Raw genomic sequence first — 14,051 nt, forward strand, 5'->3', positions numbered from 1 at the left:
TGGGCGCGTGACCGCCGAGCACCAGCGCCTGACCGGCTCCGACGATCCCCACGCCCCCTGGCGCCGCTGGGGGCCCTACGTCTCGGCACGGCAGTGGGGCACCGTGCGCGAGGACTACTCCGCCGACGGGGACGCCTGGTCCTACCTGCCCTTCGACCACGCCCACCTGCGGGCCTACCGCTGGGGCGAGGACGGGCTGGCGGGGCTGTGCGACGTCGACGGCCACCTCAACCTCGGCCTGGCCCTGTGGAACGGCCGCGACGACCGGCTCAAGGAGCGGCTCTTCGGGCTGACCAACCCGCAGGGCAACCACGGCGAGGACGTCAAGGAGTACTGGTGGGCGCTGGAGGGGACGCCGACCCACAGCTACGCCAGCTGGCTCTACCGCTACCCGCAGGCCGCCTACCCCTACGAGGAGCTGGTCCGGGTCAACGGCGAGCGGGGCATCGCCGACGACGAGTACGAGCTGACCGACACCGGCGTGCTGGACGGCGACCGCTTCTTCGACGTCACCGTCGTCCACGCCAAGGGTGCCCCCGGTGACGTCTGCGTCGAGATCACCGCGACCAACCACGGGCCGGAGGCGGCGCCGCTGCACCTGCTGCCGCAGGTGTGGTTCCGCAACACCTGGAGCTGGGGGCTGGACGACCGCCGTCCGCTGCTGTGGCGGGACGAGGAGCCCGGGACCGACGACGGGGTGACCGTCCTCGGCCGCCACGCCGAGCTCGGCCGGGTGCGGGTCAGGGCCGAGGGTTCGCCGCGGGTCCTGTTCTGCGAGAACGAGACCAACCTCGCGGCGCTCTACGGAGCCGAGGCCGTGCCCGAGGGCTGGACGGCATACCCGAAGGACTCGGTCGACCGGGCCGTCGTGCACGGCCAGGCGGACGCGTGCAACCCCGCGCAGCGCGGCACCAAGGTGGCCTTCTGGTGGCGGTTCGAGCAGGTCGCGCCGGGGGAGAGCGTCACCGTGAGGCTGCGGCTGAGCGAGCTGGACGGGCAGGCCGAGCCCGAGGCGCCCTTCGAGGAGGTGGTGCGCCGGCGTCGCGCCGAGTGCGACGAGTTCTACCTCTCGGTGCTGTCCGAGGGCACGGGCGACGAGGACGCGCTCGTCGCGCGCCGCGCCTTCGCCGGTCTGCAGTGGGGCAAGCAGCTCTACCTGTATGACGTGCCACGCTGGCTCGAGGGGGACCCGGGTCAGCCCCCGCCGCCCCCGGAGCGGCTGACCGGCCGCAACGCCCACTGGCAGCACGTCAACCTCGCCGAGGTCATCTCGATGCCCGACGAGTGGGAGTACCCCTGGTTCGCCACCTGGGACCTCGCCTTCCACTGCGTCGCGCTCGCGCACGTCGACCCGTGGTTCGCCAAGTGGCAGCTGCTGCTGATGTGCCGGGAGTGGGCCATGCACCCCAACGGCCAGCTGGCGGCCTACGAGTGGAACTTCTCCGACGTCAACCCGCCGGTCCACCCCTGGGCGGCGTGGCAGGTCTACGCGATCGACGGCAACCGCGACCGCGACTTCCTGCAGCGGGTCGTGCTCAAGCTGCTCCTCAACTTCCCCTGGTGGGTCAACCGCAAGGACGCCGAGGGCTCCAACATCTTCGAGGGCGGCTTCCTGGGGATGGACAACGTGGGCCTGTTCGACCGGTCCAAGCCGCTGCCGGACGGCCAGCGCCTGGAGCAGGCGGACGCCACGGCGTGGATGGGCATGTTCTGCCTGCGGATGCTGCGGATGGCCATGGAGCTGGCCCGCGAGGACCCCGCCTGGGACGAGGTGGCGACCAAGTTCCTCGTGCACTTCCTCTCGATCGCCCAGGCGATGGACGACATCGGCACCCACCACACCTCGCTGTGGGACGACGGGGACGAGTTCTTCCACGACGTGCTCGTCGACGAGGACGGCACCGCCTTCCGGATGCCGGTGCGCTCGATGGTCGGTCTGCTGCCGCTGGCGGGCGTGGCGCTGGTGCCCAACTGGGTGGCGCACGAGCTGCCCGACCTGACCGACTTCTTCGACGGGTGGACCCGTCGGCGGCCCGAGCTCGCGGACGAGCTGCTGCACACCAACCACCGTGGCTTCAGCCTGCGGACCTTGTCGATGGTGGACAGGCGGCAGTGGCGGGCGGTGGTGCGGAGGCTGCTCGACGAGGAGGAGTTCCTCGCCCCGCACGGCATCCGGTCGCTGTCGGCGGCGCACCGGGACGGGCTGCAGGTGCACCTGCACGGGGAGGACCTGTCGCTGCGCTACGTGCCCGGTGAGTCCGACTCCTCGATGTTCGGCGGCAACTCCAACTGGCGCGGTCCGATCTGGCTGCCGGTCAACGCGCTGCTCGTGGACGCCCTGCGCAGCTACGGCCGCGCCGCCGGGGCGGGGGAGACGGTCGAGATGCCCACGGGCTCGGGCCGTCACATCCCGGTCACCCAGGCCGCCGACGAGATCGAGGATCGGCTCGTCTCGCTCTTCCGTCGAGGGCCCGACGGTCGCCGCCCCTCGACACCGCGCCACCACCCCTCGGGGCCGCTGTGGGACGCCCACCCCACCTTCAGCGAGTACTTCCACGGCGACGACGGGTCCGGCCTGGGGGCCAGTCACCAGACGGGCTGGACGGCGCTGGTGGCCCACTTCATCTGCGCCCCGGACGGGATCCCCAACCGCTGACCGGCCCGGCCGGCAGCGGCGTGGGGCCGCATACCCCGGAGTAGCCTGGAGGCGGAGGTGAGCGGCGTGATCCGCACCGCGCTGGTGGTCGACGACGAGCCGCAGATCCGGGCGCTGCTGGCGGCCTACCTCGCCCGCGACGGCTTCCTCGTGCGAGAGGCGGGCACCGGCGCCGAGGCGCTGCGCCAGGCGGGGCTGGACCCGCCGCCGGACGTGGTGCTGCTCGACATCGGGCTGCCCGACCTCGACGGCGTGGAGGTGCTGCGCCGGCTCCGTCGGGACCGGGACCTGCCGGTGGTCATGGTCAGCGCCCGGGCCGAGGAGGGGGACGTCCTCGTCGGGCTGGCGGCCGGGGCCGACGACTACGTCACCAAGCCGTTCCGGCCGCGGGAGGTCGCCGCCCGGGTGGCGGCGGTGCTGCGGCGTGCGGGTGGCCTGCCCAGCACGGCGGCGCCGCCCGAGCACCAGGACGTGCTGCGCTTCCCGGGGCTGCGGATCGACCGGACGCGCCGGGAGGTGTGCCGCGACGGGACCCTGCGCGGGCTGTCGGCCCTGCAGTTCGACCTGCTGTGGGCGCTGGCCGAGCAGCCGGGCCGCGTCTTCACCCGCGCCCAGCTGCTGCAGCGGGTCTGGGGCTACGACCACGTCGGTGACGAGCGGGTGGTGGACGTGCACGTGCGCAGCCTGCGCCGGGGGCGTTGGACGACGACGCCTCGGCGCCCACGGTGGTGGGCACGGTGCGGGGCGTCGGCTACAAGTTCCTGCCGGTGCCTGTCGCCGCGGACGACGCGGCCGTCGTGCCCGGGGGTGGGGCGTGAGCTGGTGGCGGTCCCTCCAGGCCCGGCTGGTCCTCTCCCACGTGCTCGTCGCGCTGGCGGCCGGCGTGGTCACCGTGGTCGTCGTGCGCCTGGTGGCGCTGCAGCGCTGGGACCGCGCCACGATGCGGGGCAACGGTCCGCGCCACCACGGCGGCGGCACCGCGCCCGGCCAGCTGACCATGGAGGGGGTGCGGGCCGACTTCGTCGCGAGCGTCGACCGGGCGGTGCTCACCGGGGTGCTCGTGGGCCTGGTCGTGGCGCTGCTGCTGGGCGCGCTCGCGGCCCGGCGCACGGCCCGGCCGCTGGAGCAGCTGCGGGCAGCGACCCGGCAGCTGTCGCTGGGCCGCTACGACGTCGACGTGCCGCACCCCGGCACCACCGAGCTGGCCGACCTGGCGGACGACGTCCGTGAGCTGGGGGACCGGCTGGAGCGCACGGAGGCCCGCCGGGCGCGCCTCATCGGCGAGGTCGCCCACGAGCTGCGCACCCCGCTGACCGTCACCCGCGGGTATGCCGAGGCGATGCTCGACGGGGTGATGCCCGCCGACGAGGCCGGGCTGCGCACCGTGGTCGACCAGACCCGGCGTCTGGAGCGGCTGGCCGAGGACCTGAGCAGCCTGTCCCGGGCGGAGGAGGGAAGGCTGGAGGTGCGCCCGGTCGAGGCCGACCTCGCGGCCACGGTCGGTGACGCGGTCGCGGTCGTGGCGACACGGGCGGCCGGCCAGGGGGTGCGGCTGCGCCTGGACGCCCCGACGAGCCTGCTGGTGCCGCACGACCCCGACCGGATCGCCCAGGTGGTCACCAACCTGCTCGTCAACGCCGTGCGCGCCAGCAGCGAGGGCGACGAGGTCGCCGTGGTGGTCGCGGCCGACGGGTCTGCGACCGTGGAGGTGGCGGACCATGGCGTGGGCCTGCGGCCGGGTGAGGAGGAGGCGGTCTTCGAGCGCTTCTACCGCGGTCAGCAGGCCGCGGCGTCCGGTGCGGACGACGACGGTGACGGCGGGTCCGGGGTGGGGCTGACCATCGCCCGGGCCCTCGCCCGGGCGCACGGCGGCGACCTGGTGGCGACCAGCGAGGGGCCGAGGCGGGGTGCGCGCTTCGTGCTGAGGCTGCCGCTGCCCTGACCGCGGCCGGGGCGTGGACGACCACGACGGGCGGCACGTGTCCGCGCCGCCCGCCGGTGGGAGCTCAGGCGTCGTCGGTCGTCCTCATCGGGCAGCCGCCCGTGCCGTCACCGTGCCGGTGCCCGCCCTGGCCCTGGTGCAGCCCGGGACCACGCTGGCCCTCGGTGCCCTGCTGCATGCCCTGACCCGGTCCCACGCCGTGGCCCGGTCCCATGCCCTGACCCGGTCCCGTGCCCCGACCCGGTCCGCCACGGGGGCCGACGCCCGGGCCGGGCCCGTCCGGCAGCTCGCCGGCGGCTGCGGCCTCGAAGGCCGCGAGGTGGTGCTCGGAGGAGCGGAGCAGGTGGCCCAGCACGCGGTCGACGTCGGCGTCGTCGATCTCGTCGATGTCGGTCCGCAGGCCCTCGATGTCCGCGGTCTCCAGCTCGATGCCGACCTCGTAGGCCGCCTCCGGGCTGACGAGGCCGCGCTCGAGCCAGTCGTCGTACATCGCCTGGATGTCCTCGTGCGCGAACTCCCCGGGTGCCCCCTCCTCAGGCAGCGTGCCGCCCCTGCGGGTGAGGAGGTCGGCGACGGCGTCGTGGTGGCGCTGCTCGGAGACCTCGATGTGCGTGAACGGCACGAGGCCGTCGTGGGCCTCGCCGAGCGCGTCGTAGAGGTCGCGGGCCATCCGCTCCTCCTCGAGGGTGTAGCCGAGCGTGTCCAGCACGTCGGTCGTGGGAGCGTCGTCGTCCGTCTGCGCGATCGCCACGCCGGTCCCGACGGCGAGGGCGGCGCCGACCCCGGCCGCCAGCAGCGCGCTCGTGACCCGGGTCCTCGCGGTCCTGGTGGTCGTCCTCATGGTTCCTCGTCCCTTCTCCTCGGTCTGGTCCTACTCCTCCCAATCAAGGGGCCGCCGGTGAAGGAGCCGGGTGCGCGCGCGTGAAGATCGTGTGAAGCCGCCGCATACCCTGACCCCATGACCCGCGTCACCCAGCGTCGTCGCGTCACCCGGCTGTCCGCCGACGGGGCGGTGCGCGAGCGCGCCGACACCCTCGCGGGGGAGGAGCCGCTGGAGATCCGGGTCGGCGGACGCCCCCTGTCGGTGACGATGCGCACGCCGGGGCACGACTTCGACCTCGTCGTCGGCTTCCTGCACGGCGAGGGCCTGCTGCGGGGCTGGGACGACGTCGCGCAGATCGACTACCGCTCGGGCATCGGCGCCGACGGGCAGCGGGACTACAACGTCGTGGACCTCACGCTCGCCGACGGCGTGACCCCGCCGGACCCGTCGCTGGAGCGGCACGTCTACACCTCGAGCTCGTGCGGGGTGTGTGGCACCGCCTCGATCGAGGCCGTCCGCAGGGTGGGCGCCCACGACCTCGCGACGGACGTGACGGCATACCCTGTGGGGCTGCTGCTGGAGCTGCCGGACCGGCTGCGCGCGGAGCAGGCCGTGTTCGACCGCACCGGCGGGGTGCACGCGGCCGGGCTGTTCCTGCCCGACGGTGCCGGCCTGCGGCTGGCGTGCCTGCGCGAGGACGTCGGGCGGCACAACGCCGTCGACAAGGTGCTCGGCCTCGCGCTGCGCGAGCACGGTATGCCGTTGCGCGGGGCGGTCCTGCAGGTGTCCGGGCGGGCCTCCTTCGAGCTGGTGCAGAAGGCCGGGATGGCCGGCATCCCGGTGCTCTCGGCGGTCTCGGCGCCCTCCTCGCTGGCGGCCGAGCTGGCCGAGGACCTGGGGATGACGCTCGTCGGCTTCAACCGCGGCAGCTCGCTCAACGTCTACACCGGCCGGCACCGGGTGGTCTGAGACGACGGCAGCCCCGCCCGCGGGGGTGCCGGCCTGTCCGGATTTTCCGGCGTCCTCCCAGGCCGGGGGAGCATCATGGGCAGATGTCCGCCCTCAGCGCACCGCCCCGCCCGTCGACCGCGGCACGGACCGCTCCGGGTGCCGGGCCGGCCGCGGCACTCGTCGGCGTCGTGGCGACCGCGGTGACGCTCGGCGTCGCCGAGCTGCTGGCCGGGTTGCTCGCTCGTCTGAGCGGCGGGTCGGGGACGCCGTCACCCCTGCTGGCGGTCGGCGGCGCGTTCGTCGACCGGACCCCGGCGTGGCTCAAGGACTGGGCGGTCGCGACCTTCGGCACGGCGGACAAGGTCGTCCTGGGTGTGGGCATGGGGCTGACGCTGGTGGGTCTGGGCGCCCTGATCGGATGGCTGGGAGCCCGCAGGCGCACGGCCGGGCTCGTGGTCTTCGTGCTGGTCGGGGTCGTCGGCCTCGTCGCCGTCGCGTCCCGGCCCTCGTCCGGCCCGGTGGACCTGCTCCCCACCCTGCTCGGCCTGCTCGCCGGGCTGTGGGTGCTGCGGTCGCTGCTGGACCGGCTGACCGCGACCGCGTCGACGCCCCCGCCGACCGACCCGCGGGAGGGCGTCCCGGTGCCGGTGCCGGTCGCCACCCGGCGCGGCCTGCTGCTCGGGGCGACCGGTCTCGGGGTGCTCGGGGCGCTGGGCGTCGTCGCCGGGCAGGCGATCGCCCGCACCGGTCGCGCGGCCCAGGACCTGGTCGCCGCCCTGGGGCTGCCCACGCCGACGCGGACGGTCACCGTGCCGCCCGGGGCCGTCTCCGACATCGCCGGGCACACGCCGTTCGTCACCCCCAACCCCGACTTCTACCGCATCGACACCGCGCTGTTCGTGCCGCGCGTGGACGCGGTGGACTGGCGTCTGCGCGTCACCGGGCTCGTCGAGCAGGAGGTGGAGATCGACCTCGAGGAGCTCTTCGCCCAGGACCACGTCGAGGCCATGGTCACGCTCACCTGCGTCTCCAACACCGTCGGAGGTGGGCTCGTGGGCAACGCGGTCTGGACCGGCTGGCCGGTCCGCGAGCTCCTGGCTCGGGCGGGGGTGCTGCCCGAGGCCGACATGGTGCTCTCCCGCAGCGCCGACGGCTGGACCGCGGGGACACCGCTGGAGGTGCTCACCGACGACCGTGACGCGCTGGTCGCGGTGGCCATGAACGGGGAGCCGTTGCCGCCGGAGCACGGCTACCCGGTGCGGCTGGTCGTGCCCGGGCTGTACGGCTACGTCTCCGCCACCAAGTGGGTCACGGAGCTGAAGGTGACCCGCTTCGACGCGGACGAGGGCTACTGGACGCCGCGAGGCTGGGCCGAGCGCGGCCCGATCAAGACCGCCTCCCGCATCGACGTGCCGCGCGGTGACGCCCAGCTCGAGGGCGGGACGGTCACGGTCGCCGGCGTGGCGTGGGCGCAGCACCGCGGCGTCTCCCGGGTGGAGGTGCGCGTCGACGACGGGGAGTGGGCCGAGGCCGAGCTGCTGGCCGAGCCCACCGTGGACGCCTGGCGGCTGTGGCGGTGGGAGTGGCCCGCGCAGCCGGGGAGCCACACCCTCACGGTGCGCGCCACCGACGGGGACGGCGAGCTGCAGACCGACGAGGTCGCGGCCCCGGCGCCGGACGGCGCCAGCGGCTGGCACTCGGTGCGCGTCGACGTGGGGTGACGTTGCGGACCCGTCCTGTCCGGGTCGGGCGCTAGCGTCGGTCCATGGGCAGGACCCGGCGGGAGCGGCTCACCCGCGAGCAGGTGCTGGTGGTGCCGGCGACCGGCCGCTTCGACGACGTGGCCGCCATGGTCGGGCCGGCGCAGCCTGGCGGGCCCGCCTGCTGGTGCCTGTCGCACCGGTTGCTGACCGCCGAGCTGCGGGACGCCGACGGGCACGAGCGGCGCGAGGAGGTCATGCGCGAGCTGTGCGCCGGTCCGGTGCCGCCGGGCTACCTGGCCTACGTCGACGGCGAGGTGGCCGGGTGGGTCGGGGCGGCGCCGAGGTCGTCCATGAGCTACGTCGAGCGGTCGTCCCGGCTGGTGCGCGCCCACGACGACGACGCCTGGGTCGTCATCTGCCTGCGCGTCCGGCCACCCTTCCGGCGACGCGGCCTGACCACCTGGCTGGTGGAGGCGGTCGTCGAGGCGGCGGCCGAGGCGGGTGCCGACGCTGTCGAGGCCTACCCGGTGGACCCGGAGGGCGGCCGCGTCGACCAGTCGCTGGCCTACGTCGGGCTGGTCGGCTGGTTCGAGGACGCCGGCTTCGAGCGGGTGCTGCGGACCGGTGCGACCAGCGCCCGGCTGCCGCGGTGGCTGGTGCGCCGCGAGCTCTGACGTCGGCGGGTGGTGCCACGATGAGCTCATGGCTGGCAGAGCACCGAAGACCGCGCCCACCGGCGTCCGGCCCGGGGCGTTCCTGGAGACCGTGGACGGGCGACGGGCCGAGGAGGGGCGCGTCCTGCTCGACCTGATGACGGAGGCCACGGGCACGGAGGGGGTGATGTGGGGCCCGTCGATGGTCGGCTACGGGTCGTTGCACTATCGCTCCCCGGGGGGTGGCGCCGAGGGCACGTGGTTCCGGGTGGGCTTCTCCCCGCGCAAGGCCAAGCTGACCTTCTACGGGCTGCAGGGCCACCCGCGCAGCGAGGAGCTGCTGGCCAGGCTGGGGCCGCACACCCTCGGCGCGGGGTGCGTCTACGCCAACCGGCTGGAGCGCCTCGACCTCGACGTGCTGCGCGAGCTGGTCGCCCACGCCTTCCAGGACGTCACCGGCGTGGAGGTCGTCGACGGCTGAGGCCTGTGGACGACACCCGGGACCGGGGGTGGCACCGCTTAGGCTGAACCCATGCCGAGCACCCCTGACCTCGACGCGCTGCTCCACGCCGCGGTGACCGCGGTCGGCGGCACCGAGCGCCCGGGGCAGGTGCAGATGGCGCACGCCGTGGAGCGCGCGGTCGAGCGCGAGGAGCACCTGCTCGTGCAGGCCGGCACCGGCACCGGCAAGTCGTTGGCCTACCTGGTCCCGGCGATCGCCCACGCCGTGCGCACCGGCAAGCCGGCCGTGGTGGCGACTGCGACCCTGGCCCTGCAGGCCCAGATCGTCGACCGCGACCTGCCGCGCATCGCCGACGCGCTGGCGCCGCTGCTCGGTCGCCGCCCGACCTTCGCGCTGGTCAAGGGCCGGTCCAACTACCTGTGCGAGCACAAGCTCGTCGGCGGCTTCCCGGACGAGGACGAGGACGCGCTGCTGAGCGTGGGGACCTTCGACCGCGACCGCTCCCGGCTGGGGGAGGAGGTCGTGCGGCTGCGCGAGTGGGCCGAGATCACCGAGTCCGGCGACCGCGACGAGCTCGTCCCCGGGGTGAGCAACCGCGCCTGGCGGCAGGTGTCGGTCACCGCGCACGAGTGTCTGGGCAGCCGCTGCCCGGTCGTCGCCGAGTGCTTCGTCGAGCGCTCCCGCGAGGCGGCCAAGGAGGTCGACGTCATCGTCACCAACCACTCCTTCATGGCCATCGACGCCTTCGAGGGCAGGTTCATGCTGCCCGAGCACGACCTGCTGGTGGTCGACGAGGCGCACGAGCTCACCGACCGGATCACCTCCACGGTCACCGACGAGCTCACCTCGGGGTCGGTGTCGGTGGCGGCGCGGCGTGCGGGCAGGGGAGACGCAGCGGGGCGGCTGGCCGACACCGTCGACCTGCTCGCCGACGCGCTGGCCGACCTGCCCGAGGGCAAGCTCGCGCACCTGCCCGAGCGCCTGGTCACCACCCTCCAGCTCGTGCGTGACGCGGCCCGCGACACCCTCTCCGACCTCACGCCGGAGAAGGGCGCCGAGGTCGACGGGTCCACGCAGCTGGCGCTCGCGGCCGTCGAGGAGGTCCACGACACCGCGGGCCGGGTGCTCGAGGAGCGCGAGCTCGACGTCGCGTGGGTCACCCAGGACCAGCGCCGCGGCGCCGTGCTGCGGGTGGCGCCGATGAGCGTGGCGATGGCGGTGCGCGAGAAGATCTTCAGCGAGCGGACGGTGGTGCTCACCTCCGCCACGCTCGAGCTCGGAGGCACCTTCGACGCCGTGGCCGGCACCATCGGCCTGCGGGGCGCCGGTTCGCCGCCGTGGGAGGGGCTCGACGTGGGGTCGCCGTTCGACTACCCCCAGCAGGCCATCGCGTATGTCGCCGCGCACCTGCCCCCGCCCGGTCGCGACGGCGCGGCCCCGGTCGTCTTCGACGAGATCGAGGCGCTCGTGCGGGCCGCCGGGGGACGCACGCTGGGGCTGTTCAGCTCGCGCCGGGCCGCCGAGGCGGCGGCGGAGGAGATGCGCTCCCGGCTGGCCGACGACGGCATCACCGTCCTGTGCCAGGGCGAGGACCAGATGCCCACGCTGGTGCGGCAGTTCGCCTCCGACGCCCGGACCTGCCTGTTCGGGACGATGTCGCTGTGGCAGGGGGTCGACGTGCCGGGGGCGGCCTGCCAGCTGGTGATCATCGACCGCATCCCGTTCCCGCGCCCGGACGACCCGCTGTCCTCCGCACGGACCGAGGCGATCTCGCGGATGGGAGGCAACGGCTTCATGGCCGTCTCGGCCACCCACGCGGCGCTGCGTCTGGCGCAGGGGGCGGGCCGGCTCGTGCGGCGTGGCGACGACCGCGGCGTGGTCGCCTTCCTCGACTCCCGGATGATGCGGGCCCGCTACGCACCCTTCCTGCAGAAGTCGCTGCCGCCCTTCTGGCCGACCAGCGACCGGGCCCTGGTGCTCCAGGCCCTGGAGCGGCTCGACGCCACCGCGCCCGAGGTGGTGCCGGTGGCCGCCCCCGCCGCGCGCGGGCTGGGCGGTGCACCGCTCACCACGGCGACGGCCGCGGCGGGCGCGGTCCCGGTGGCCCGGTCACCGCGCACGGCGGTGACCGGCGGGCACGCCTGGACCGACGAGCAGGACGAGGAGCTGCGCGACGGCCTCGAGTCGGGCGTCACGGTGGAGGAGCTCGCCACCCACCTCGAGCTGGCCCCCGACCTGGTGACCGCCCGCATCAACCAGCTGGGCCTGGAGGTGCCGGCGTGAGCGAGGGCGGTCCCACCGACGCGCAGCAGGAGGAGAACGCCGAGGGGCGTCCGCTGTGGCACCTCGCCGAGCTCACCCACTGGCAGGACGCGCTGCGCACCGGCACCTACGACCGGTCCACCCGGGGTGCGACGCTCGCCGAGGTCGGGTTCGTCCACGCCTCCTGGCCCGAGCAGCTGCCGGGGGTCGCCAAGGTGCTCTACGCCCGGGTGGCCGAGCCGCTGGTGGTGCTGGAGATCGACCCGGGAGCGCTGGAGCAGGCCGGGGTCGAGGTGCGGGTGGAGCCGGGCGACCCGCAGGACCCTGCCTCGCCGCTCTTCCCGCACCTCTACGGGCCGCTGCCTGTCAGCGCGGTGACCCGCACCAGGCCGGCCGCCGTCGAGAAGGGCTGGCTGGACCTCGGGCCCTGGGAGGCCCGGGCCTGACCGGACCCGGGTCGGTCACTGACCCATCGGCACGGTGTTGAGCACCGTGAAGCCGACGGCCAGGGCGACGAGGATGCCCGCCGGTACCCAGCCGCGCCGGTCGCGGCGCCGCCGGCTCGCGCGCGCGGCGAACCACGAGGAGAGCACCGCGGGCAGCGCGAAGACCGCCAGGGCCGGGACGGTCGCGAGCACGCCTGCCCACAGCGGCGGCCGCGCGTCCCCGACCGGGTAGCCGAGCAGGCCGATGAGCCCCTCCCCGACGAGGAAGGCCCCGAAGAACACGACCGGCAGCAGCAGCATCGACAGCCAGGCGTTGCGCACGTCGTGGTCGCCCTGGTTCGTGGGGCGGCGGTGGTGGGTGGTCGTCGTCGACATCGTCCGCACCTCCTGCGGGTGGGGAGGGCGGGCGGTGCCCGTCGGCTCCTGCCCCATCTTCCTCCTACGAGACATAGTAGGCAAGTCGCGTCACCGGCGGTCCGGCCAGCCTGTGCAGAGGGCCGCGGGCCTGTCGCCCGGACGTGGCAGGCTGGAGCCGTGACGTCACCGCCGGAGCTCGCCCTCATCACCGGACCCGAGGAGATCCTCGCCGAGCGCGGGGTGGAGTCGGTGGTCCACGCGGTCCGGGCCGCCGAGCCCGAGGCCGAGGTCGTCAAGCTCTACGCCTCCTCCTACCAGCCGGGCGAGCTGCTGGTGCACGCCAGCCCGAGCCTCTTCGGCGGCTGGACGGTCATCGTCGTGCACGACCTGGACGAGGCCGACGACGCGCTGGTGGAGGACGTCCTGGGCTACCTGCAGCGACCGGCCGACGGCGTCACGCTCGTCGTGCGTCACAAGAGCGGCAACCGCGCCAAGAAGGTCCTCGACACCCTGCGCAAGGGCGGCGCCCGGGTCATCGAGGCCAAGGCCGTCAAGACCGAGGCCGACAAGCACGCCTTCGTCAAGCACGAGTTCCGCGAGGCGCGGCGACGGATCACCGAGGAGGCCGTCTCCGCCCTGGTGCTCGCGGTCGGCAAGGACCTGCGTGAGCTCGCCGGCGCCTGCGCCCAGCTGGTCCGCGACGTCGAGGGCATGGTCGAGGTCGAGGACGTCACCACCTACTACGGCGAGCGGGTCGAGACGACCGGCTTCAAGGTGGCCGAGGCGGCGCTCGCGGGCGACGAGGCCACCGCCGTCCGGCTGCTGCGGCACGCGATGCTCGGCGGGCTCGACCCGGTCCCGATCGTCGCGGTGCTGGCCATGCAGCTGCGCCAGGTGGGCAAGGTCGCGGCCGCCGGGCGGGGCAGCAGCGGGCAGATCGCTCGCGACCTGGGCATGGCCCCGTGGCAGGTCGACCAGGCGCGCCGGGTCGCGCAGGGCTGGGACGGCGTCCGCCTCGGCCGCGCCATCGAGGCGGTCGCGCGCGCGGACGTCGACGTCAAGGGCGGCCTGCGCACCGAGGCCTCGGTGCGGTCGCCGGAGTATGCCGTCGAGCGCGCGGTCCTGGAGGTGTGCCGGGCACGCACCGCGTGAGCGCGAGCGGCATACCCGTCGGTGCTGCCGTCGCCGACTTGGGTCCCGCGGCCCCGCGCTGGTAGATTGGTGGATCGCGTGCGCGCCCGGTCGTGCGCGCAGCGCATGCAGTACCCGCGCCCCCGGCCTCGCCCAGGGCACCCCCACGCCGCAACCGGCCGAGGCGCGGTCGTCGCCCTCTACGACACCCAGACCAACGACTGAGCAGGAAGACACCTCGTGGCAAACATCAAGTCCCAGATCAAGCGCGTCAAGACCAACGCCAAGCGCACCGAGCGCAACCGCGCCCACAAGTCCGAGCTGCGCACCTGGATCCGCAAGTTCCGCGAGGCCGCGGACTCCGGCGACCAGGCGAAGGCTCAGGACGCGCTGCAGCTGGCGTCCAAGAAGCTGGACAAGGCCGTCTCCAAGGGCGTCATCCACGCCAACCAGGCGGCCAACAAGAAGTCCGCGATGGCCAAGAAGCTCAACACCATCGGCGCCTGACGCGCCGGCGGCACAGCCTGGCACAGGGCGCTCACCCCGCAGGGGGTGGGCGCCCTGTGCGCTACCATCGTCAGAATCATGACGACCCGTTGCGTGCTCCTCCTTACGCAGCCGCGCTGACGACGCACACCCAGCGCGGCTGACCCCTCTGCCCGAG

12 protein-coding genes and 1 pseudogene are annotated in these 14,051 nt (G+C 74.5%); 11 read left to right on the top strand and 2 right to left on the bottom strand.

Annotated features, from left to right (window positions below):
• The first annotated feature begins 7 nt into the window (after positions 1-7).
• From K330_RS0117840 to K330_RS0117850, 3 genes and pseudogenes are all read left to right on the top strand, one after another.
• Entirely contained in the window at positions 8-2,656 is a 2,649-nt protein-coding gene (locus tag K330_RS0117840; RefSeq protein WP_022923178.1) for an MGH1-like glycoside hydrolase domain-containing protein, read from the top strand.
• A gap of 84 nt (positions 2,657-2,740) precedes the next feature.
• Positions 2,741-3,289 (top strand): annotated as a pseudogene (locus tag K330_RS23455) (response regulator transcription factor); the annotation flags it as partial.
• A 181-nt stretch (positions 3,290-3,470) separates the two neighbouring features.
• On the top strand, positions 3,471-4,598 hold the full coding sequence (locus tag K330_RS0117850) for a sensor histidine kinase (RefSeq protein WP_022923180.1): 1,128 nt from the start codon (positions 3,471-3,473) through the stop codon (positions 4,596-4,598).
• Positions 4,599-4,662: 64 nt separating this feature from the next.
• On the opposite strand, the gene K330_RS22230 is transcribed toward K330_RS0117850, so the two are convergent.
• Complete coding sequence (locus K330_RS22230; RefSeq protein ID WP_022923181.1) at positions 4,663-5,439, bottom strand: ferritin-like domain-containing protein; 777 nt, start codon at positions 5,437-5,439, stop codon at positions 4,663-4,665.
• 117 nt (positions 5,440-5,556) lie between these two features.
• Between K330_RS22230 and fdhD the strand changes: the two genes are divergently transcribed.
• From fdhD to K330_RS22240, 6 genes are all read left to right on the top strand, one after another.
• Positions 5,557-6,390, top strand: a complete 834-nt coding sequence (fdhD, locus tag K330_RS0117860) for a formate dehydrogenase accessory sulfurtransferase FdhD (protein WP_022923182.1) — start codon at positions 5,557-5,559, stop codon at positions 6,388-6,390.
• Positions 6,391-6,473: 83 nt separating this feature from the next.
• Positions 6,474-8,093: a molybdopterin-dependent oxidoreductase gene (locus tag K330_RS0117865; RefSeq protein ID WP_022923183.1), complete on the top strand. Its 1,620-nt coding sequence runs from the start codon at positions 6,474-6,476 to the stop codon at positions 8,091-8,093.
• A gap of 44 nt (positions 8,094-8,137) precedes the next feature.
• On the top strand, positions 8,138-8,749 hold the full coding sequence (locus K330_RS0117870; RefSeq protein ID WP_022923184.1) for a GNAT family N-acetyltransferase: 612 nt from the start codon (positions 8,138-8,140) through the stop codon (positions 8,747-8,749).
• Positions 8,750-8,777: 28 nt separating this feature from the next.
• Positions 8,778-9,209 carry a DUF1801 domain-containing protein gene (locus K330_RS22235; protein ID WP_022923185.1) on the top strand — a complete coding sequence of 144 codons (432 nt, stop codon included), beginning with the start codon at positions 8,778-8,780 and terminating at the stop codon, positions 9,207-9,209.
• A gap of 51 nt (positions 9,210-9,260) precedes the next feature.
• Positions 9,261-11,474, top strand: a complete 2,214-nt coding sequence (locus tag K330_RS0117880; protein WP_022923186.1) for an ATP-dependent DNA helicase — start codon at positions 9,261-9,263, stop codon at positions 11,472-11,474.
• Positions 11,471-11,899 carry a DUF952 domain-containing protein gene (locus K330_RS22240; protein ID WP_022923187.1) on the top strand — a complete coding sequence of 143 codons (429 nt, stop codon included), beginning with the start codon at positions 11,471-11,473 and terminating at the stop codon, positions 11,897-11,899. The genes K330_RS0117880 and K330_RS22240 overlap by 4 nt, the downstream gene beginning before the upstream one ends.
• 15 nt (positions 11,900-11,914) lie before the next feature.
• Here K330_RS22240 and K330_RS0117890 read toward each other — a convergent pair whose 3' ends face one another.
• Positions 11,915-12,274, bottom strand: coding sequence for a hypothetical protein (locus tag K330_RS0117890; protein WP_156875873.1), 360 nt, complete (start codon positions 12,272-12,274; stop codon positions 11,915-11,917).
• Positions 12,275-12,433: 159 nt separating this feature from the next.
• On the opposite strand from K330_RS0117890, the gene holA reads away from it, so the two are divergent.
• Positions 12,434-13,408 (top strand): DNA polymerase III subunit delta, encoded by a 975-nt coding sequence (gene holA / locus K330_RS0117895; RefSeq protein ID WP_022923189.1) that lies wholly within the window; start codon positions 12,434-12,436, stop codon positions 13,406-13,408.
• A 219-nt stretch (positions 13,409-13,627) separates the two neighbouring features.
• A complete protein-coding gene (gene rpsT, locus K330_RS0117900) occupies positions 13,628-13,894 on the top strand; it encodes a 30S ribosomal protein S20 (protein ID WP_022923190.1) in 267 nt (88 codons plus the stop codon).
• Positions 13,895-14,051 lie beyond the last annotated feature (157 nt).

The organism is Ornithinimicrobium pekingense DSM 21552 (assembly GCF_000421185.1).
Lineage (GTDB): Bacteria > Actinomycetota > Actinomycetes > Actinomycetales > Dermatophilaceae > Ornithinicoccus > Ornithinicoccus pekingensis.

Coding starts and splice junctions, on each gene's coding strand:
- K330_RS22230 (WP_022923181.1), bottom strand. CDS start 5,439: ATGAGGACGACCACCAGGACCGCGAGGACCCGGGTCACGAGCGCGCTG.
- fdhD (WP_022923182.1), top strand. CDS start 5,557: ATGACCCGCGTCACCCAGCGTCGTCGCGTCACCCGGCTGTCCGCCGAC.
- K330_RS0117865 (WP_022923183.1), top strand. CDS start 6,474: ATGTCCGCCCTCAGCGCACCGCCCCGCCCGTCGACCGCGGCACGGACC.
- K330_RS0117870 (WP_022923184.1), top strand. CDS start 8,138: ATGGGCAGGACCCGGCGGGAGCGGCTCACCCGCGAGCAGGTGCTGGTG.
- K330_RS22235 (WP_022923185.1), top strand. CDS start 8,778: ATGGCTGGCAGAGCACCGAAGACCGCGCCCACCGGCGTCCGGCCCGGG.
- K330_RS0117880 (WP_022923186.1), top strand. CDS start 9,261: ATGCCGAGCACCCCTGACCTCGACGCGCTGCTCCACGCCGCGGTGACC.
- K330_RS0117890 (WP_156875873.1), bottom strand. CDS start 12,274: ATGTCGACGACGACCACCCACCACCGCCGCCCCACGAACCAGGGCGAC.